At 56.7% G+C, this 19,308-nt stretch carries 14 protein-coding genes and 1 pseudogene; 7 read left to right on the forward strand and 8 right to left on the reverse strand.

Going from position 1 to position 19,308, the window contains the following annotated elements; genetic code table 11:
- The first annotated feature begins 7 nt into the window (after positions 1-7).
- Both HG15A2_RS09200 and HG15A2_RS09205 read left to right on the forward strand, forming a co-directional pair.
- Entirely contained in the window at positions 8-1,075 is a 1,068-nt protein-coding gene (locus tag HG15A2_RS09200; protein WP_145059868.1) for a Gfo/Idh/MocA family protein, read from the forward strand.
- Positions 1,068-1,901 carry an endonuclease/exonuclease/phosphatase family protein gene (locus HG15A2_RS09205; protein ID WP_145059869.1) on the forward strand — a complete coding sequence of 278 codons (834 nt, stop codon included), beginning with the start codon at positions 1,068-1,070 and terminating at the stop codon, positions 1,899-1,901. Before HG15A2_RS09200 ends, HG15A2_RS09205 begins: the two co-directional genes overlap by 8 nt.
- Positions 1,902-2,115: 214 nt before the next feature.
- On the opposite strand, the gene HG15A2_RS09210 is transcribed toward HG15A2_RS09205, so the two are convergent.
- From HG15A2_RS09210 to HG15A2_RS09225, 5 genes are all read right to left on the reverse strand, one after another.
- Positions 2,116-3,147: a zinc-binding metallopeptidase family protein gene (locus HG15A2_RS09210; RefSeq protein WP_145059870.1), complete on the reverse strand. Its 1,032-nt coding sequence runs from the start codon at positions 3,145-3,147 to the stop codon at positions 2,116-2,118.
- Positions 3,148-3,240: 93 nt separating this feature from the next.
- Complete coding sequence (locus tag HG15A2_RS09215) at positions 3,241-5,052, reverse strand: peroxidase family protein (RefSeq protein ID WP_145059871.1); 1,812 nt, start codon at positions 5,050-5,052, stop codon at positions 3,241-3,243.
- Positions 5,053-5,271: 219 nt separating this feature from the next.
- Entirely contained in the window at positions 5,272-5,442 is a 171-nt protein-coding gene (locus HG15A2_RS23890; RefSeq protein ID WP_218932431.1) for a hypothetical protein, read from the reverse strand.
- Between the two features lie 197 nt (positions 5,443-5,639).
- On the reverse strand, positions 5,640-9,182 hold the full coding sequence (locus HG15A2_RS09220; protein WP_145059872.1) for an LEPR-XLL domain-containing protein: 3,543 nt from the start codon (positions 9,180-9,182) through the stop codon (positions 5,640-5,642).
- A 569-nt stretch (positions 9,183-9,751) separates the two neighbouring features.
- Complete coding sequence (locus HG15A2_RS09225) at positions 9,752-10,474, reverse strand: hypothetical protein (protein WP_145059874.1); 723 nt, start codon at positions 10,472-10,474, stop codon at positions 9,752-9,754.
- 492 nt (positions 10,475-10,966) lie between these two features.
- On the opposite strand from HG15A2_RS09225, the gene HG15A2_RS24795 reads away from it, so the two are divergent.
- Together HG15A2_RS24795 and HG15A2_RS24530 are read left to right on the forward strand one after the other, a co-directional pair.
- On the forward strand, positions 10,967-11,110 hold the full coding sequence (locus tag HG15A2_RS24795; protein WP_261342166.1) for a prepilin-type N-terminal cleavage/methylation domain-containing protein: 144 nt from the start codon (positions 10,967-10,969) through the stop codon (positions 11,108-11,110).
- Positions 11,111-11,122: 12 nt separating this feature from the next.
- Positions 11,123-11,923: pseudogene (locus tag HG15A2_RS24530) on the forward strand (DUF1559 family PulG-like putative transporter).
- A 33-nt stretch (positions 11,924-11,956) separates the two neighbouring features.
- Here HG15A2_RS24530 and HG15A2_RS09240 read toward each other — a convergent pair.
- Both HG15A2_RS09240 and HG15A2_RS09245 read right to left on the reverse strand, forming a co-directional pair.
- On the reverse strand, positions 11,957-12,664 hold the full coding sequence (locus tag HG15A2_RS09240; RefSeq protein ID WP_145059877.1) for a DUF4956 domain-containing protein: 708 nt from the start codon (positions 12,662-12,664) through the stop codon (positions 11,957-11,959).
- A 49-nt stretch (positions 12,665-12,713) separates the two neighbouring features.
- The gene (locus HG15A2_RS09245; protein WP_145059879.1) at positions 12,714-13,547 is read right to left on the reverse strand and encodes a polyphosphate polymerase domain-containing protein; all 834 of its coding nucleotides are present in this window, start codon (positions 13,545-13,547) and stop codon (positions 12,714-12,716) included.
- 183 nt (positions 13,548-13,730) lie between these two features.
- On the opposite strand from HG15A2_RS09245, the gene HG15A2_RS09250 reads away from it, so the two are divergent.
- From HG15A2_RS09250 to HG15A2_RS09260, 3 genes are all read left to right on the forward strand, one after another.
- Positions 13,731-14,669, forward strand: a complete 939-nt coding sequence (locus HG15A2_RS09250) for a lysophospholipid acyltransferase family protein (protein ID WP_145059880.1) — start codon at positions 13,731-13,733, stop codon at positions 14,667-14,669.
- A 272-nt stretch (positions 14,670-14,941) separates the two neighbouring features.
- Positions 14,942-15,898: a GNAT family N-acetyltransferase gene (locus tag HG15A2_RS09255; RefSeq protein WP_218932432.1), complete on the forward strand. Its 957-nt coding sequence runs from the start codon at positions 14,942-14,944 to the stop codon at positions 15,896-15,898.
- A gap of 188 nt (positions 15,899-16,086) precedes the next feature.
- On the forward strand, positions 16,087-17,550 hold the full coding sequence (locus HG15A2_RS09260) for an aldehyde dehydrogenase family protein (protein WP_145063984.1): 1,464 nt from the start codon (positions 16,087-16,089) through the stop codon (positions 17,548-17,550).
- A gap of 159 nt (positions 17,551-17,709) precedes the next feature.
- Here HG15A2_RS09260 and HG15A2_RS09265 read toward each other — a convergent pair whose 3' ends face one another.
- Positions 17,710-19,134, reverse strand: coding sequence for a trypsin-like peptidase domain-containing protein (locus tag HG15A2_RS09265; RefSeq protein ID WP_145059883.1), 1,425 nt, complete (start codon positions 19,132-19,134; stop codon positions 17,710-17,712).
- Positions 19,135-19,308 lie beyond the last annotated feature (174 nt).

Genomic DNA, 19,308 nt, shown 5'->3' on the forward strand with positions numbered 1-19,308 from the left:
ATTCTCCATGGCACTCGGATTTGGCATCGTCGGCACAGGCATGATCAGCAACTTTCACGCGAAGGCCTTGGCCGACGTACGGGGGGCGAAGCTAGTGGCATGCTACGATCGCGCACCCGGACGGGCGGAGCAGTTTGGTGAGGAGCAGGGCTGCGCGGCCTACGATTCGTTGGATGAGATGCTCGCCTCCAGCGATGTCGACTGCGTAGCCGTTGCCACACCCAGTGGTGCCCATATGGAACCAGCCGTCGCTGCGGCCAGGGCTGGCAAGCACGTGTTGATTGAGAAGCCGTTGGAGATCACGCTCAAGCGTTGCGACAAAATCATCAAGGAATGCGAAAAAGCGGGCGTGAAGCTGGCGGCCGTATTCCCGTCGCGTTTTCACGATTCGTTTGTCGCACTCAAGAAAGCAGTCGACAAAGATCGCTTCGGTCGGCTCACTCTCGGCGATGCCTACGTGAAGTGGTATCGCACCCAAGAGTACTACGATAGCGGCGCGTGGCGCGGCACCTGGGCCTTGGATGGCGGCGGAGCGCTCATGAATCAGGCGATTCACACCGTGGACTTGCTTACGTGGCTGATGGGCCCCGTCGTAGAAATCCAAGCCCTCATCGATACGCTTGCGCACGAACGCATTGAAGTCGAGGATGTAGCCGTCGCGACGCTACGCTTCGAGAACGGCGCACTTGGTGTCATCGAAGCCACAACCGCTGCGTACCCGGGCTACTTGAAGCGTATCGAGCTACACGGTTCGCAAGGTAGTGCAGTCGTTGAGGAAGAGGACATCAAGAAGTGGGACTTCGCCAAGAAGCTCAAGAGCGACGAGGCGATTCACAAGTCGATGAAGGGAAAGAAAAGCACCGGCGGCGGCGCGGCCGATCCCAGCGCCATCGGCCACCATGGCCACGCTATGCAAATTGCCGACTTCATCAAAGCCATCAAGAAAGACGGCACACCTAGTGTCGACGGCTACGAAGGGCGCCGCTCCGTGGAGATCATCCAAGGCATCTACAAAGCGGCGATGACAGGGAAATCAGTGAAGCTGCCGCTCAAGGGCGAGCCTAAGCATGGGTAGGTTTCAGCTACCAACTGTTACCCTCCTGTTGGCACTTCTAGTCCACTCTAGCACAGTCCGCGCTCAAACACTTCGAGTTGCGACGTACAACGTCAACTGCGGCAACCATCAATCGAAGCAAATTCTCGACGCAATTACGACGGCCAACGCAGGAGTAGTTTGCTTGCAGGAAACCACTCTTAGTTTGGAGCAAATCCTTACGAGAGACTTGGCGAAAGACTATCCCGAAATCCATTCATTCGGCCACAAGGCGCAGATTCCTGCCGAGCGATTCACGATTGTTTCCAAGTGGAAACTAGAGGAGTTAAAAATCCATCCGCCGCAAGCAGGTCTATTTGGCTTTGTTTCTGCGAAGTTTGATCTGGGCGAACATAAGGTGCACTCGGTGAACGTCCATCTCGCTCCGTTCCGCATCAAGCGTGGAGCCGGTTTTCGCAGTGCTATGGCAACCATTGCGAAGACCGAAGCACAGCACGAGAAAGAAATTATATCGATTCTCAAGATAGTCGATGCGGAAAAGCCGACCCTCGTGGTGGGAGACTTCAATAGTGCTTCTACCTTTCGCGCACCGGGGTCAACTCAGAACAATCGGGCTAGTGGACTCTTTCGCAGCAATCCACAAGGACCCAGAGGCCCATCCCACGTGGCACTGGCCGACCAAGCCGGTGCCGCTGAACCTGCGGATCGATTACATCTTCCATTCCAAGCACTTCAAGACGCTGCAATCCAGGGTGGTTCAGCGCGACGGGTCAGATCACAGTCTAGTGGTCTCGGAACTGGAACTGATTGGGCTTGCTGGTGCTCGTTAGCACATAAGCATGCCTAGCTCGAACAGTTTTTCTTACCTGGCTGAGCGCTCCGGCGAGTCGGCAGCATCGCCAAGAGTCCCGATACCACCACCAACAAGTCCCCTGGCTCTGACGCCGCATGAAACGCACTCATCGGTCTCCACTCGATCTGCGTGTTTTGCAAGATCACATCGGACACCCTCGACTCGGCCAAATCGAGAGGGCCTTTCCCAGCTAGCCGATGGCTGTAGGTCACCGCAACTCGTGCACAAACCGCAGTTTCTCAATAACGGGGCGTGAGTAGACTTCCGGGACCAAATCAATCAGCCCCATTTCGCGGTTCAACTCGTTGGCGAGGATGCCGACTCTTGAGTATTCATTGACCATCGCGTCGAAGTCGTTGCCGTCGATGACATTATTCGCATCAGTGGTGAGATCAAAATCTTCGCTGGTCATGAGTACTGCTACCATGTCGAGGTAGGCGGCGAAGGTTTCGGCGAAGTCTTCCCAGGGGTGCATCGTTGCGTAGGCAGAGATGAACGAATTTTGCCAATTCGGCAATGGACCATTCTCGTAGTAGGCGTCCATCGCATCGGCGTAGGGTGGGCTTGTTTCGTTGCCGAATAGCTTGCGGAATTTCTCTAGCCGGGTTGGGTTCACCAGCAAGTCCCAGTAGTAATGTCCCAGCTCGTGGCGGAAGTGGCCGACAAGAGTGCGTTGCGGCTCGCCAAACTCCACTCGGGCGATCTCTCTCTTCACGGAGTCCGCTTCCTTGAGGTTGATTGTGATGCATCCGTTGGCGTGGCCGGTGGCGATGGGCTCTGCCTTCTTCTTGTCCTTACCCGGCTTCTCTCTATCGGCTTTGAACTCGAAGGAGAGCTTGGGTACCCAGTGATTCTCTGGGGTGCCTATCGGCAAGCCAATCTTCTCAATCGCGTACAGCACACGGTGCTTCGCCCATTCAAGCCGCGACCACTTCTCGAGATTGCCTTCAACATCGAAGTCAGGGATCACGGTCGTCAGCCGGCAATGCGAGCACAGGGTCTCCTCAACTTCGTCTACGGAAATCGAGTTATTGCAGACCCCGAAGTTCCTGTAGTTCGCGCAGAGCTTAAGTTGGGCCTGGCACTGAATGTTTCCGCAGATGCCAAGGTTGTCGCCGTTTGCCTCCCAAGCGGTTACCTCTTGGCAAACGGGGCACAACGTAGTGGGTTTTTCACACTGGACGCATTGTGTGCTGTCGAGGAAGAGTGCGTTTCCGCACGAGCACTGGAAAGTGTTCAATGGAGATCTCTTATGGGCGGAAGGCGTGGACGGGGTAATCTCACCGATGAGACGCCGCCGAGATCAGCATCGAGTTTCGGAAAGCTGTCCAGTTTAACCAGCCCTACGCTTCCGAGAAGTGCCCCCGGCGATAGCGATCAAGAACATCGCCAGCGCCCCGGGTTCCGGCACCGCGTGGAATGCACTCATCGGCATCCAATCGATGTCCGTGTTCCTCATGATCACATCCGAAAGCATCGAGTCGGCCAGTCCCGGGAACAGGGCAAATGCGTCTGAGTCAGTCTCATAGAAGAAACGGTCGCCATCGCGTAGGCGTGTGAATTGATCGACGAGGATCGAGTTCAGCAGTTCACCTACCAAGCTGTCGGCCATGGCATCTTCGGCGATGGCTCCGATCCAGAGATCGACATCTTCGATGGAATCATAAATCGATTCAAACGCCGTAGCGATGCCTGGGTCGGAAGTGATTTCACTGAAGGCGGTTCTCGCGGCGAGGCCCAATCCGCGGCGCATATCGTTGTAGGTGGGCAGGCCGTGATCTCGACCGCGTTGGATGTTGACTGCTGCAAGGTCAAGCCCGCCGTTGCCTTCCGCGAATAGGAAGCTGCGTACTTCGTCGATCACCATCGCGTCGACATCTTGAGACATTTGCATCGAGAGGCCCTTGAGGACCGTTTCGATGCCGTTGTCTTTGGTGAATTGCGGGTTGAAGTACGCATCTCGCAGGGCAACCTCACCGATGTTGCCCGTGCTATCGTACAGCTGAACCATCGGCGAGAGCATCGTGTGCCCTACACGATAGGCCGCGTTGGCAAATTCGTTACTCAGCGTGGCATTCACATTGCTGTCGTAACCGGTATATGGCGATAGCGCATCGCCAAGCATCATGGGCAGGAATTCCTCGTAGGTGATCCGCTGGATCTGGGCCCCCACGGCTTTGCGGCTCGTTTGGTAAATGTACTCATCCACATCGGTCGCGTCGGCAGCATTGAATCCGGCTGAAGCAGCCAGCGTGGGCAAGTCGGCACGTCCGGCGAGACTTGTGGCCAAGCGGTTGTGCTCTCGCACGAACAGTGTGTGCACTGCCGTCAGCCCAATTTGCTCATTCGCTCGTGCATCACCCGCAATGAATAGCTGGTCTGCCGCAGATGGTGTGTCGCCGGGTACGACCGGCGGGTTGGCATTGGGGAACGGATCGATGGCTCGGTTCATAGGCAGCAGCATTTCGCCATTATTACCGACGGACGTTTTCAGTTGTCCGCCGCTCATGGTACGCAAGAAACTTGCGCGTGCGTCGTCGGAACCGTATACATTGGAGCCGTCAATATAAGTCGTCAGCGCGTTGGTTTGTTCGCGCGGCGTGTTACCGACGCCAGTCCCTAAAGCAGGGTCGTTGCGCCGGAACGGAATGAATGGGAAATGCTGGTTGTGAAGTGTGTCGCCGGAATCGAGCACCGGAATCATAAACGGATCACTCGTTGACGTAGGTTCTTCGAGCGCAATGTCGTGATCGATGAACTGCCCCCACTGCCATAGCCAGTCGCTGGCACCTTTGGGGTTGAGAACCGATAGGCTCCCTTGAGAAACGACGGCGTTGCTGATCTGACGGGCATTGGGCAATCGCGATGCGCCCATGCCAGTTACTGAATCGAACGCAGTCATGCCGGTCGGCGTGTTGATCCCGTCTTCGTAGGTTGGCATGAGTTTAGACGAGTCGAACCCAGTGGGTGGGTTGACGATGACGTCGCGCATTCTTACGAGCGGTGTGTCCGCGCGGCCTTGGTTCGGGTTGGCTATGTTGTTGCCAGAGCCGTCGATCGTGCGGTATTCAACGGCAGTGGCGGGGCTATTTGATTGGGTGAGCACACTGGCAAACAGCAGTGCGAATACGTTTAAGAGTTTCATCCGAGAGAGCCTCTGCAATGAGAACGAAGGTTTGGGAATGGGAATATGAAATAAACGATCAGGCACCACGCTTCCGGTGCCTAATTCGAAACTATTCTCAGTCTGGTCGTCCTCAGTAGGCTCCTCTCAGTGGCTTAGAAGTTAGTTGGCATTCTCTAGGATACACGCGGCGACGGTCTATTGCAAAGTAAGTGAACATTGCAAGGAATGCGACTAGTGCTAGCCCAAGTGTGCCAAGTTCGGGAACTGCTGCAACCCCAGCAACGGCAGACGATTTTGATTCGCCACCTGCCTGGCAGTGAAGCCGAGTCCATCGACATGCCCATCGCCTTTGACGGTTGCTGCTCCCGTGGCCCTCCCGTACCTTTCTCCAATTGGACAGGTCAACATGGTCGACTGTGCCATCACCATAAAGGTTGCCTGGCATGGTGCTCGTAGTAATTGCGAAACTGGCATCGCTCACGCGGAAGTCACTTGAACCGCCATTTTCTTGCTCCACGCTTACGGCCACTCCTGGCTCAGACGAATATTCGCTCTATCAGACTTTCGGAAAACTGACCTTGCCGAGAGATTGGTGCGTTCTTGGATCAACGATGACGTACCAGTCTTAAATCCACTTCAAACTCATCTTCTGCAAACGCATTGAATAGCTCGTTTGTCGCTTTGGTTCGCTTCGACAGTCGGTCGAGCCTAACATCCTGATCTTCATGGTCGTAATTGAATGAGTAATAAAGACCTCGCACCTCGCTAAGCACACGGTCTGAAATATGCTCTACGCCATATTCCTCTTGATGCACAGAGGGCAACTTTTGCCGCAACTGCTTACCGCTACGGCGGAAGATCTCATCAACCAGTTGGTCATTTAAGAACGGTGACCGACCCGACTCAGCTCCGACTAATGCCGAAACCGAACGTTCCTCGCTAAACTCTGGCCCCGCGGCAACGACAACTTCGACGGCCGTCAAAGACTGTGCCGCTTCGACGGGGTTCGTGGCCTCAACCGCCACCAAGGCTGCTATCGTCGGTGCCGCTTGGCCAAACTGTGTTTGCCAAATGCCGAAATCGGTGTCATCGACGGCCCGATCCAAATTTGCATCGCCATCGAGCGGAGTCGCTGTCGGCGTCGGTGTGCCTGAGCCAATCTGCCAGTGCAAAAAATCGAGCCCTGTGACGAAACCGCTGCCGTTGAAATCGGCGGATTGTGGCGAGGCGAGCACGTCGCCCAGTGTTACCAGCGGTACGCCATAAGCGTTGCGCCAAATAAGGTAGTCCTCGTTGTCGATACGACCGTCGCCGTTGCCATCGGCGTCGGGGTTCACCGGTGGAACCGCGCTGCGCCAAACTGTGTAGTCGGCTGCATCGACCTTGTTGTCGTGGTTATAGTCACCAGGTACGTTGGGCCCTGTGAGGCCATAATGATTGCGCCACACGAGGTAGTCGCCGCTATCGACCCGGCCGTCGCCGTTGCCATCGAAGGCGAGATCGTACACAGGCAATGAGTCGGCCCAAACGGTATAATCGCCTGCATCGATCACACCGTTCAGGTTGTAATCGCCTGCTACGGTTTCTACTTCTGCGAATAGCGTTAGCTTCTCTTGCAATGAAGAGTGAAACCACCGGACGGCATCGGCGTCGTCCGCTGCCCGGTCCGCATCGGTCACCGCCAGTATCGGAAGGAGGGCCGACACGCCATTGCCGGATCGATCGGACCAGTTAAGTTGATCGAGGTTGGTGAGCGACGCCGATACGGATACGCTTGGCTCGCTAGTGATTGGGGCGTTCGATCCGACGCGCGCCCGAAGCGTGAATTGACCGGCGTGGAAGGAAAGAAGCAGATCGGCGATGTCGCCACGGAGTAGGTTTGTCGTGAGCCGAGCGACGGCGACGTCGGCGGAGCCGTCGTAGAGCGTGGCGACCCATTCGGTATCAGTCGTGGAAATATTCTGCGCAGTGATCGTGACCGCGGTGCCGCCATCGCCCACCAGTGAAGCGATCGGCAAGATTCCGTTGCCGGTTAGCGGTGCCGCCTCGTCCCACTGGAACACGAGTCCCGCCGTCCACTCGTCGCCGAGTGGCGAAACGGCTAGCGAAGCGACCTCATTCGGGCCAATCGCCCCCGGCGCCAGCGGGTAGGCTGGAGTGGGTTGGGAGCCCAGGTACGACGGCGCCCATAAGAACCGAACGCCGGGAGACGGTTTGAACAGCGACAGGTCGATAGCAAGCCGCCCACTGTCGGGTGTCGAGTCGCGAAGCACGCCCATTGCGACCCACTCTTCGGTTGCCGCTGAGGTTTGCGAGCGGAAGTCGCTGTTCGAACCCACCTCCGCAGCTGGCAGGAGACCTGCCCCGAGCGACACGGTCTGGTCGGCTAGGTTTGCCACCCAGAAGTCGAGGTTCCAGATGCCTTCGGGCGCTACGGCGTCCACTTCCTGCAGCCACCACTGCCCGAGGTCGGTGGCGCCTGATGAGACGTTGAATTCGTAAGCCTTTGTGACACCGGGACGCGGCGGCATGGCCTGCCGGTCAAGTGGCACGCCGGTATCTGCGTACACCCAGGCGCCTGCCGTATAATGCACCTCGCGCATCGTTACCCCGGCGGCGGGCGCATCGGCGGGCTCCAGGGTCGCTGCCAATGCGTTCGTTCCCCCCGGCGCCACGCGGAGCGGCGTGACGACCTCGATCTCCGGGAGCGGAGCGGTCCACATTTGGTGGTTGCTGTCGAGCGCCAGCAAACGTTCCCCAAATAGCCATAATCGGCCGTTAACCCCCTCCGGCGGCCGGACCGAAGCCCAGTTCTCACCATCGAGTGAGAGGTGCCAATAGGGCTTCACTGCGCTGCCCGATACATAGCCTACTCCCTGCAGCCACTGTAGGTGCAGGATGTCGGCGTCTTTGTATCGCGTTCCGAAGGTCGTGCGGAGCGGCTTATCCACAACGGCATCGACTTCCAGGCGGGTTTCGCCAATTGCGATGTTGTCGAAGCCGATCACCATTTCGCGTGTGAGGTCACCCGACGCTAAGTGGCTACCGGGCTCTGGCCCCGGCGCCGCGGAGGTCGGTTGCGGTCCGTCAATATAGTTGGTCGCCGTGGGGTCGTAACCGCCGAGGGCCACCGTCGTCGTAATCGGGGCGGTGAGGTAGTTGTCGAGGTCTACCGCGTGCAGCAGCGATTGGCTGCGGTAGCCGACGTCGCCCCAGTGCGAAACGACGCCCGCGCCAGTGACCGCGGCCGTGTGGGCGTGCAGGCCGCCCGAGTCGTCGGGGAGCCATATCTCATGCAACACTCGATTGGGCTGCACGACCCACGGGCTATTGGCGTCGGCCCGGGTCGCTCGAAACAGACCGATCTGTCCTCCCTTGGGGTTGTCTTGCTTCTGTAAGTAGTCAGCCCAAGGGAACCAGACGTCGTTGGTTTCATCGAGCCCACCGGCAGGAAACGGGTTGGTGAATGACCACACGCGGCCTCGTGTCAGTCCGTCTGCCGCGCCGCCGGCGATGCCCGGGATGTCGCCCCCACCGATGTCGGCCACCACGTCAAGCGTGGCTCCGTAGTCCTGCGTTGTAAGGAACGATGTACCTACTGGCACGAACTCGCCGCCGCGTTCCTCGTGGCGTTCTGTGCCGATCACGACCAAGCCGTGGTGGATGACGGCTGACTGCGGGTAGTATTGGGCAGCAGCCATCGATTCGCGGATCAAGCCGAGGTTTGAATAGTTAAGCGAGGCGACCGACTCAAAATTGTAACCCCTGTAGATTCGGATCGTGTTCGCCGCGTTCGAGTTAACGACCACGAGTGGCGTGACGCCGTCAGCGTCCCAGCCCGTAGCTAGGACGCTTGAGATACCTTGGCTTGCGACGGTCGGGCCATCAGCGGTCCAATCGGGCAGCGGTGAGTGGGCGACGGTCGGTCCGTAGCGCGGCGTGTCGTCGCCGATCGGCTCGCCGGATGGGTTGAAAGTGGCCGCGTCGCGGTCGAAGTCGGCCACAACCGTGCCATAGGTGGCCGCGTTGTAGTAGATGAACTCCGCGTCGCCTACGTGCGCGAGAAGCGGGTCGGCGCTGAGCACTTCACGCGGCTCGAGCGACTCGAAGACAAGTCGCCGACTCGTGATGTGGTGAGGCGGAGACATGTCGAAACGCGGGAGAAAGTGATGTGGAATAGCTGGAACCCCAGTCTCAATAGTAATCAACTATTGGGTGCTTGCCAACGTTTCTGAGGCCCTAAGCCGTGATTTCCCGTTCGGGTTGAAGTGATTTGAGCCTGGACTCGCTCCAGTCGCATGCGGTCCTCCGCTTAACATCGCACTCCCCACCCCTTTCTTGTGTCTTGTCAATTCTTGGGCATTTATTCGCCGCTGCGGAAGTCGCAGCTACCGGCTGAGTAGCCGCAAGACCCTCAAGACCGGCACAAGCAAGACCAAGGCGCCCGCCGGGTCCGAGTTCACTTGCGCCGCCCGTTAACCGACAACGCGCCGCATGACAGGGTCGACCGCTAGTCGCTTGGCATCATTCACATCTCAGTCGCATGCTAGAATGACTGTCGCAGCATCGGCACAGAACCATGTTGTTTGTTCTGGCCCAGGCGTGCATCGGTTGGCACCTCTGCGGCCACTGTCGTGAGACTGAGCAATTCGTTCAGTTCGTGGTAGCACAACAGACCAGCATCGGTGGTGATCTAGCTTCCTACGAACTTCCCGCTTCAACCGGCTGTCGAAACCGGTCCGCAAATCGTCCTTTGCCTCCTTGAAAAGAATATGCCTACAAGCAGGGCAGTGAGTGTCGATGGCTCAGGTACAGCAGCAAATGAAGCTGAACCTATAAATGGTGCGCCATAATTCGCTTCCCAAAAAGCCAGGTCTACCGCACTTGGAGGACCGGAAACCTCATCATATTGCCATTGGAGAAAGTCACCGCCATCGACGCGAATATCTCCGTTGAAATCTCCTAAGATCACATCGGTCACATCGCTTGAGGTAAAGACGCTGTGGTTCACGCCTTGCTGAGCAAGGATTCCATAGGCATCTATGGTCCCTGTACCTCTGAACTCGACTGTGAGGAAGTCGAAGACGCCGACACCCAAGCTACCCGTACCGAATGAAGCAAAGATTTCATTGGTTGAGATGTTGTCTAGATTGAGCCCACAGGTGACGGTGTCAGTAAACGGATTGTGGCCTAGATTCTCGACATCAAAAATTGCGGGGTCGGCAAGGATGACGTTTGTGAACGTGAGGTTCCCTGTGCCTACTAGGCCGCCCTCCTCGGTGGCAATTTCGGTGGCGATTGGGCCACTGGCATCCGTGACGACTTGTAGTGTAAAGCTAGCGTTGCCGTTATCGACGAGATTGAGTGATGGTTGGGCCCGTGTCGAGGAGGCAGTCACAGCCGCGACAACAAGCGTAAGCAGAGTTGCTGTCCGGTTCATGATTAGCCTCCAAGTAAGAATGAAAGAATGAGAAACGCGGTAGAAAAAGCCCGCTGAGTACCCATAAAACGACATTGCCCATTTGGGGTGTGCCTGGAGCTGCTCCAGACCTAAGTCGCTTCTCCATCTTAACATCGCGCGCGCCTTGTCAAGCAAATGGCGGTTTTTCCACTATTTTTATCGTCTATTGTGGCATTCGGCGAAATTGTTTTGTGGGACTCTGTGGGTGAAAAAAAAATTTCTGGCACGAAAATCACTCAATAGGGGTAAAAAAAGATACTGCCACACTGTCCTGGGGTTGAGAATAGTGATCAGTTTGGCCGTCGCAGAAACCCTGTATACTATCATGGAGGCATTCTTGGGCAGCTCACCCCTTCTGGCGAGCACATCGTGATCACGATCGCAGACTAATCCGACCCGATTCGGGCGAGCCAAAGAGCGGACAACTTTCAAAGGGAGGCTCAGACATCGCCTACTCTTCTACCTAAAAAGATCCACCGTCGCGCAGCTTCGGTTCCTACTCGGTGGGGCTTCACGCTCGTAGAGTTGCTCGTTGTTATCGCTATCATAGGCGTGTTCATTGGGTTGTTGATTCCGGCTGTTCAAGCTGCGCGCGAGTCCGCTCGGCGCACCTAGTATACAAACAATTTGAAGCAAGTTGGCCTGGGCGTGAACAACTACGAAAGCTCACGCAATAAGTACCCTGCTGGTAAGTTTTGGTCCGGGCCTCGAGACAAGCCGGAGACGTACTCCCTGGCCTGGTCGGTGGATTTGCTCCCCTATTTGGAGTTAGCCACGGTCTACGACCTAATCAATTTCTCAGCTCCGCTGGACCATCCGACGAATCTCGCTGCCACGGGACAAGTGCTGACGGTCTATTTGTGTCCTAGCACTTATCGGCTCGAACCTTTACGCGGGGAAGATCACAGGCTGTTGCCACTCGCCGGTGGCTTGCCGGGGGCGGGGATGGCCTGCATGGACTACCTTGGAATTTCCGGCCCCGACAAGGATGCAATCCACCCTGACACTGGTGAGGAGTACGGTCGCCAGCGCGGTATTTTGATTGGCACAAAGGGCCTACCCAACGATGACAATCTCATTGAGCCGCCCCCAATGAAACCGAAGGATGTTGCCGACGGTACCTCTTACACTGTCTGTGTCACAGAGTGCGCGGGGCGTGGTGTCGATATCGACAACGATGAGATTGATTCACTCAATGGCATCTGAGCTTCAGGCAGCAATGTAGGGCATCTGGAGAAGAGTCCCAACGCCAGCAAACTTCCTAAAGCGTGGTACAAGGAGAGTATGCACTCCGATCATCCGGCGGGAGTCAATACACTCATGGCCGACGGGAGTGTCAATTTCTTTACTGATTCGCTGGAAGGAGTTATTGTCACGAGTATTTGCTCTCGCGATGGCGAGGAGCTGATCGACGAATCGCAGTTCTAGATCCCTGGCTCGTGATCCGTTGCTGGGTGCTATTTACGCCTCTCTGTCACGGCGCACAACGGCTACCTCGCCACTACTGTGGGCAGACTGTTCCTCTGGATAGAAGAACAGGTCGATTCTAATCGTATCGCGCAAGAAGTCGATCTGCCCCAACTCGATGCGGCTGATCTTCAAGCCGGTGCGTTCTTGCAAGTCAGCCACAAGCTGATCGTAGTTTTCTGGCTTGATGAGGTCGATCCGCTCGTAGACCACGCGTTCGCTGAATTCCTGTCTCAGCAGAGGCAAACGCTCCAGAAGTTCCGCCAATGCTACGATCATGACATTGGTGAACGCCAGCTCGACGTAGCTCACCTTGCGATTCGCGAGCGAATTGATCACTGCGATGCCAATTACTATAAACAAATAGGTCATTTCCTTGATGGGAATGGCATCGGTTCGGTATCGCAAAATGCCAAAAATTGCGAACAGTCCCAGAGCCATCCCCATCTCCAATTCCATCTTTTTCAAGGTGAAACAGATGAAAAAGACCATGAGGTTGATCATGAAATAGGTAAACACATAATCTTTGTTGCCCGTCTTTCGGTAGTAAACGATCCCCACGATGACCGATACAAAAACCAAATTCACGAGCAAACGGAACGCCAATTTGTAGAGATCGTTATCGAAGAATGGAACGCCAAGAAACTCAAACTGGAATGACTCGAGTGTTGAAGTTATGGATTGTGCAAGAGCGGGATGCATGGTGCTTAACCTAAAGGGCAGACTGTTTAATAGTCTATCGGAGCGGAACTCAAACGTTGGCAATCTTCTGCAAGGATCGCAGTTTGGCTTTGAATCGGTTGTGTTTGAGAGTTGGATTGAGCATCGCGCTACCGACACAGTACTTGCTAATGCGTAGCGGACGGATGCCTCTGGCGCGAAATTGCTTGCGAACGGGGGACTGACGATCGTCGCCCGGTTGCTTGACTTCCGCGATGATCACCCCAGGGAGCTGCACGGCACGATCGCCTTTATGGAAGCTAAGGCAGGTGTCGATGGTGACTCGCTCCGCAATGTTGTTGTGGACTAGAGTCATTCGCAGAAAGCGACTCCAGAGCTGAGGAATCAGGCCATCGAAGCTTTGGTTTTGAAGATCGGGAGCGATAGAATCGAGGAAGCCAGCGTGTGATTCATCGATCGAGGGCTGGATGTCTGAGAGCGACATCCTCTGCTTGTCAGTGCGACCCTTGCTGTTTTTGAGCTTCACCTCCAAAAAACAAACGCCGTTGGCATCATACCGACGCATACGGTACTTCCGGCGATTGAGCTTGCCATTGTGATGAGCCTTGTAGCACACCAAGTCAGGCGTATCGAAGTAGAGAGTACTATAAGGAGAAAGACGCACTTCCTCCACTTCCAAGGAGCGATAGTTGCCCCGCAGTTCGGGCAGGGTTTCTAGGAGGTCGTCGCTACTCAGCAAATACTTTGTGTCCGTGCGATTCATCAATTCGAAGCCCGACAACTCATTCAACTGGACCGGGTCGAAATGGCCAAGGAGGTGCTGAAGCTCCCTGTTTTGCTGCTCTATAACAGGGCCGGACTCGAATTCACCAGGGCTACAGAGACTGTTCGAGGCAACTGACATAGCTTACATCTTAACCAAGTCTTAATCTTATGTCTTTCCAGAGTTGTTGCCTGAAAAGCTTTTTTCTCCTGCTAGGTGAGCCCCTTCGGATATCTTCTGGTTACGGCGACCTAACAAGCCCTGCACAATAGGTTGCTTTCCAACTTTCCGAATCGACCAACCGCTAAAGCCCCTGAAGCCGTAATGTTTCAGCAGTTATCAGATTACTCCGCTTATCTCGCCGTACGCTTAGTCGTGGGGCTGGTGCAGGCGCTGCCTTTGAAGGTGGTTGACGATGCTTCCGCACCGCTTGCCCGGCTGATGTGGCGGGTCCTGCGGATTCGCAAGAAAGTTGTCCAGCAGAATCTGCAGATCGCCTTTCCGCAGGCATCCTCTGAAGAGCACGAGCAGATCGCTCTCGGAATGTGGCGGCACCTGTTCTTAATGATCGCGGAGATTGCCCACGCTTCGCGCAAGGTGCATCGTACGAATTGGCGAGAGCAATCTTCGATACCCGACATGCCTACGCTCGTTCGACAAATGCTCAGTGGTCGTCCTACGGTGATTATCTCGGGGCACTTGGGCAATTTCGAGTTGGGTGGTTACCTACTTGGGTTGCATGGATTCCCGACACACACGATTGCTCGCAAGCTCGACAACCCGTACCTCGATCGTTGGGTTACCGAATTTCGTGGCAAGACGGGGCAGCACATGCTGCCCAAAAATGACAGTAGCCGTCAAATCGCTCATCTACTGGAGAGTGGCGGCACGCTTGTCCTGCTGGGAGACCAATACGCAGGCGATACGGCTTGCTGGGTCGACTTCTTCGGCAAGCCGGCCTCCACGCATAAAGCGGTGGCGGTGTTCACGCTCAGCGGCCAGGCTCCCACCGCGATTAGTGCTGTACTGCGAAAAGGCGGCCCGTTGCATTTCGAGATGTGCCTAGCCGATCTTGTCGACCCAATGGTAGATGACTTTCAGAAGGGGACTATTCCCGCCCTTACCCAGTGGTACACCGATGGACTGGAGCAACTCGTGCGCAAAGCGCCTGAGCAATACTGGTGGGTCCACCGTCGCTGGAAGGGCACGCCTACTGACCGCCGCGAGCGGCGTCGCAAGCGCCGGGCAAAGCCGGCAGCCTGAGGGCTACTACGAAATCATATTCCCAGTTTCCTTACTGGAATAATTGCCGCGGATTGGCGATCCACTGGTACGCTGCTCCTTGAGTTTGACTTACTTTTTGAGCTTTCGAGCAGGGAATTCCGGCGAAAGGTTTCCGACGACCCGTTGGCTAGCCTCTGTTCAGAATGACACGAGTATCTCGCTTGACACCCTCCCCGCTGATGCACGGCTCTGTCATACTTGTGTGCTTGCCCTTCCGTCACTGAGTTTCAGCCCCGTGGTCAGCTTCGCACGTGTACCGTCTTCGGCCGTTTGAAAATTCGGACCCCCCGCATCTCGCGGAAATCTGGCGCAGCCAACCGCCCCAGCGCGGTTTGCTCCAGCCGGTCTCCTCGATGCTCTTGGAGTACGGCGTCCTCTCGAAAATGCACTTCGATCGTCAAGGCCTGATCGTTGCCACGCACGACGAGCGCCCCGTCGGCTTTGTTCACGCAGGTTTCGGACCCGATGACGCAGGCATGGCACTGGACACGAGCTTTGGCACGACGCATGTCCTGATGTTGCACGCCTCGCATCAGAGTGAAGCTCTGGCCGACGAACTACTTGCTGCCAGCGAAGCCTACCAGCGTACACGCGGAGCCAAGGTGCTTTACGCCGGTGGAGTGCAGCCGTTGAATTCTTTCTATTTGGGACTGTACGGCGGCAGCGAAATTCCCGGCGTACTACCGACAGACCTCACCTTCCACGAGGCTTGCCAGCGCGCCAACTACGATGTGGTCGATCAGGTTTGTATCTTCCAGGCAGATCTCGCCAGTTTCCGTCCGCCAGTGTCACGTGAGATTCGCAATCTCAAACGCAACACCAAGATTACCGAGCAACTTGATCCCCGCTCGAAAACTTGGTGGGAAGCCTGTGTGTGGGGCGGCTTACAGCGCAATCGTTTTCAGTTGATCGATAAATACAAAGACGACATTCTCGCTACCGCTTCTTTCTGGGACGTGCAACCACTCTCGACCGGTTGGGGCATGCCGACGGCTGGGTTGTTCGAGCTGATGGTCGCACTCGATTATCGTCGGCGCGGCGCCGCCAGTTACCTGCTCGGCGAAGCCGCCCGTCTGTTGCGTCGCCGCGGGATCGCCACCTTCGAGGCGCAAACGATGGCCAGCAACGAAGCGGCACTTAAGTTCTACGAGAAGCTCGGCTTCATTGAAGTGGAACGCGGAACAATCTACCGCAAACCGGGCGGCTGATGTTCCTGCGCTCTCATCGAGCAATCTCTACCTAGTTGTCGAGCTGCGCGTCAGCCGGAAGAAGTGGGGCAACGAACTCGTAAGCCCCGCTGGTCTTCACTGTACCAACTCTGCTATGCTGGGGAAACAACCTCAACTCTCACCCACTCTCCCATCGGAGGATCTTGCTCGTGGCCACTGCTGAAATCATGCAAGAAAAAGTCGCTCACCCTGAAATCCGTCAAACTCAGTGCTTTATTGGCGGCAAATGGTTGCCCGCGGCCAGCGGTAAGACCTTTGAGACGATCCATCCTGCCACGGAAGAAGTGATCGCTCAAGTTGCCGAAGGAGACAAGGCAGATATCGATTTGGCAGTGGACGCTGCTCGCGCGCAGTTCGATGGTGGCGAGTGGTCGCAGATGGACGCGCGCGATCGCGGCCGGCTGATGTACAAACTGGCCGACTTACTCGAAGAGAATGCCGAAGAGCTGGCCGCGCTGGAAACGTTAGACAACGGCAAGCCAATTCGCGACTCACGAGCAGCCGACATCCCGCTGGTGATCGATTGCATTCGCTATTACGCCGGTTGGGCAGATAAGATTGAAGGGAAAACGATACCCATTCGAGGCAATCATTTTTGCTACACACGGAGCGAACCGATCGGCGTTGTCGGGCAGATCATTCCTTGGAACTTCCCGGCCCTGATGTGTGCTTGGAAGTGGGGCCCCGCGCTCGCTGCTGGCTGCACCATTGTGATGAAGCCGGCAGAGCAAACGCCGCTCACTTGCCTGCGGATGGCACGCTTGGCCCAGAAGGCGGGCATCCCTGATGGCGTGATCAACGTGGTTCCCGGCTTTGGCCCCACCGCTGGCGCGGCGCTGGTCGAGCATCCGAGAGTCGATAAGATTGCCTTCACCGGTGAGGATAAGACTGCCAAAATTATCCAGCGTGCCGCGACGGACACCATGAAGCGGCTCACGTTTGAACTGGGCGGCAAAAGCCCCAATGTGATTTTCGCCGATGCCGATCTCGAAGCAGCCGTCGCCGGTTCGCACTTCGGCTTGTACTTCAATCAAGGGCAATGCTGCACTGCCGGTAGCCGGTTGTATGTGCAAGCAAGTGCCTACGACGAAGTGGTCGACCGTTTGGCCGAACGCAATCAGGCTCGTCAAGTCGGCGACCCGTTCGATCCCGCTACCGAGCATGGCCCCCAAGTGGATCAGGCGCAGTTCGACAAGATTCTTAAGTACGTCGAGTACGGCAAAGAAGATGGCGCGAAGTGCATTTCCGGTGGCGAACGGCACGGCGACCAAGGTTACTTTGTTCAGCCCACTTTGTTTGCCAACGTGACGGACGACATGCGCATCGCCCGCGAAGAAATCTTCGGCCCTGTGCTATCCGTCTTGAAGTTCGACGACGTGGACGAGATCGCCCGCCGTGCGAACGATACCAACTTTGGACTTGCAGCGGCCGTCTGGTCACGCGACATCAGCAAGGCGCATCTCCTCGCCTCGAAAATCCGCGCTGGCACCGTGTGGGTGAACTGCTACAACGTGTTCGATACCGCAGCCCCCTTCGGTGGCTTCAAGCAAAGCGGTATCGGCCGAGAACTGGGCGAAGCCGGCTTGGCGGCGTACACGGAGAACAAGACCGTGACAGTGTCATTGGATTGAAACCCAATGTAGGTGTTCAACGTTAGCCGACGACCTCGGTCGCCGCGGAGTCGAAACCCACGGTAAACGTCGCCGTATGAATTGACATTAAACCAAGGGCCAACCACGCGCCGAGCAAGCTCGGCGGCTAGCGGCAAGGTTTGCTTGCTCCACTTGGCCTCACCGTCGCGAGCTTTCCTTCTCGCCCACCGCTAAGTGCCCGAAGAAGCGTTCTTCGCCACGTACGATGTCGAACCGCACGGTGCCCGTCTTGGCGAGCGACTCGCTGCGGCTCATCACGTAGCGGACGTCTTGCTCGTTGGTGGTGTACCAGCGATGCACACGGACGAGGATGTCGCCGCTTACGACGCCCTCTTTCTCGGCCGAGCTGCCACTACGCACGCGAACCACTTGCATGCCTCCCTGGAAGGGCAGGCCTCGCTTGCGAAGCGTCGAGCGAGAGACGCTTTTCAATTCCAATCCCAACTTTTCCCAAGTCGATCGCGAGAACGAACCATTGGGCTCCGTGGGCGTGCTAGAGAATTCGACGGGCTTCGACGCGATGATGCCCGAGCCTCTTGGGGGGCTCGCATCTCTGGTCGAGGAGCGGCCCGGCAAGCGAGACAGCACCAGATCGACATCCACGAGTCGGCCACTACGGCGTACCTGCACGGGGACGCTCTCCCCGCTGCGGCGTCCAAGCAGTGCTCGCTCTACATCCAACGGACGTACGATGAGAGTGCTGCCGATTTGTTGGATCTCGTCGCCCCGTTGCAAGCCGCTGGTATCGGCCGGGCTATCGCGACTGACCTTAACGAGAGTGACTGGGCCGAGTAGCCCGTTGGTGGCTAACGGGGTCATACCATGCCAATTGCGGTCGAGCCGCTCGATGCTAATCAGCCCGGTGGCGATATCGAGCGCCTTGTCTACAGGAATGGCAAATCCAATACCTTGGGCACCAGCTCGTACAGCAACGTTTACGCCGATCATTTCGCCTTCGATGTTTAGCAACGGCCCGCCAGAGTTGCCCGGGTTAATGCTCGCGTCGGTCTGAATGAGATCGAGGTACTTCTGCGTTTCGTTTACCTGCACATTGCGATGCAACGCACTAATGACGCCTGTGGTCACGGTATTCTCGTATCCAAAAGCGTTTCCAACAGCCACAACCGATTCGCCAGTGAGCAAGTCGCTAGAGGTGCCAATTCGTAGAACGGGCAGCGGCTTCGGAGTGCGAATGCGTATCACAGCGAGGTCAGTCTCGCGGTCGTGGGCAATCACTCGAGCGGTGTAAGTCTGTCCGCCAGAAAGTGTCACGTTGATCTGGCGAACACCTTCTACCACGTGATGGTTTGTAAGAATGTAACCGCGAGGGTCAATCACGACACCAGTGCCCATACCGTTCACCTGTCGCGTGCCGACACCTGGACCGCCGGCTTCGCCAGTAGCCGCGACCGACTTTTGGCCCTGGATGTTGACGACAGAAGGACCAGCATTTCGCACAGCTCGCACCACCGGAGTGAGCCGAGCTTCGCTGGCGGCACGTGCTTGCCCAGCAGCTATTGCTCCACAGAACAGTAGACTGAGAGCAATAGGAAGGCGGGACATTCCGAGGCGGCATGGACCGCGCGAGAACTTCGTACGTAAAGGGTCGCACAGACGCGAGTCGAGCATCAGCTGGGTCGTCCGAATAGGAGCAAGTCAAATCGAGCGTTGACCATGTTTGGGCAACGCTCGAGGCGACGCGAGCGCGGGGAGACTTCTGCAGTGCATGCAAGCGGG

Source organism: Adhaeretor mobilis (genome assembly GCF_007741515.1).
Taxonomy (GTDB): Bacteria; Planctomycetota; Planctomycetia; order Pirellulales; family Lacipirellulaceae; genus Adhaeretor; species Adhaeretor mobilis.

Coding starts and splice junctions, on each gene's coding strand:
- HG15A2_RS09200 (WP_145059868.1), top strand. CDS start 8: ATGGCACTCGGATTTGGCATCGTCGGCACAGGCATGATCAGCAACTTT.
- HG15A2_RS09205 (WP_145059869.1), top strand. CDS start 1,068: ATGGGTAGGTTTCAGCTACCAACTGTTACCCTCCTGTTGGCACTTCTA.
- HG15A2_RS09215 (WP_145059871.1), bottom strand. CDS start 5,052: ATGAAACTCTTAAACGTATTCGCACTGCTGTTTGCCAGTGTGCTCACC.
- HG15A2_RS23890 (WP_218932431.1), bottom strand. CDS start 5,442: ATGTTGACCTGTCCAATTGGAGAAAGGTACGGGAGGGCCACGGGAGCA.
- HG15A2_RS09220 (WP_145059872.1), bottom strand. CDS start 9,182: ATGTCTCCGCCTCACCACATCACGAGTCGGCGACTTGTCTTCGAGTCG.
- HG15A2_RS09225 (WP_145059874.1), bottom strand. CDS start 10,474: ATGAACCGGACAGCAACTCTGCTTACGCTTGTTGTCGCGGCTGTGACT.
- HG15A2_RS09240 (WP_145059877.1), bottom strand. CDS start 12,664: ATGCATCCCGCTCTTGCACAATCCATAACTTCAACACTCGAGTCATTC.
- HG15A2_RS09245 (WP_145059879.1), bottom strand. CDS start 13,547: ATGTCAGTTGCCTCGAACAGTCTCTGTAGCCCTGGTGAATTCGAGTCC.
- HG15A2_RS09250 (WP_145059880.1), top strand. CDS start 13,731: ATGTTTCAGCAGTTATCAGATTACTCCGCTTATCTCGCCGTACGCTTA.
- HG15A2_RS09260 (WP_145063984.1), top strand. CDS start 16,087: ATGCAAGAAAAAGTCGCTCACCCTGAAATCCGTCAAACTCAGTGCTTT.
- HG15A2_RS09265 (WP_145059883.1), bottom strand. CDS start 19,134: ATGTCCCGCCTTCCTATTGCTCTCAGTCTACTGTTCTGTGGAGCAATA.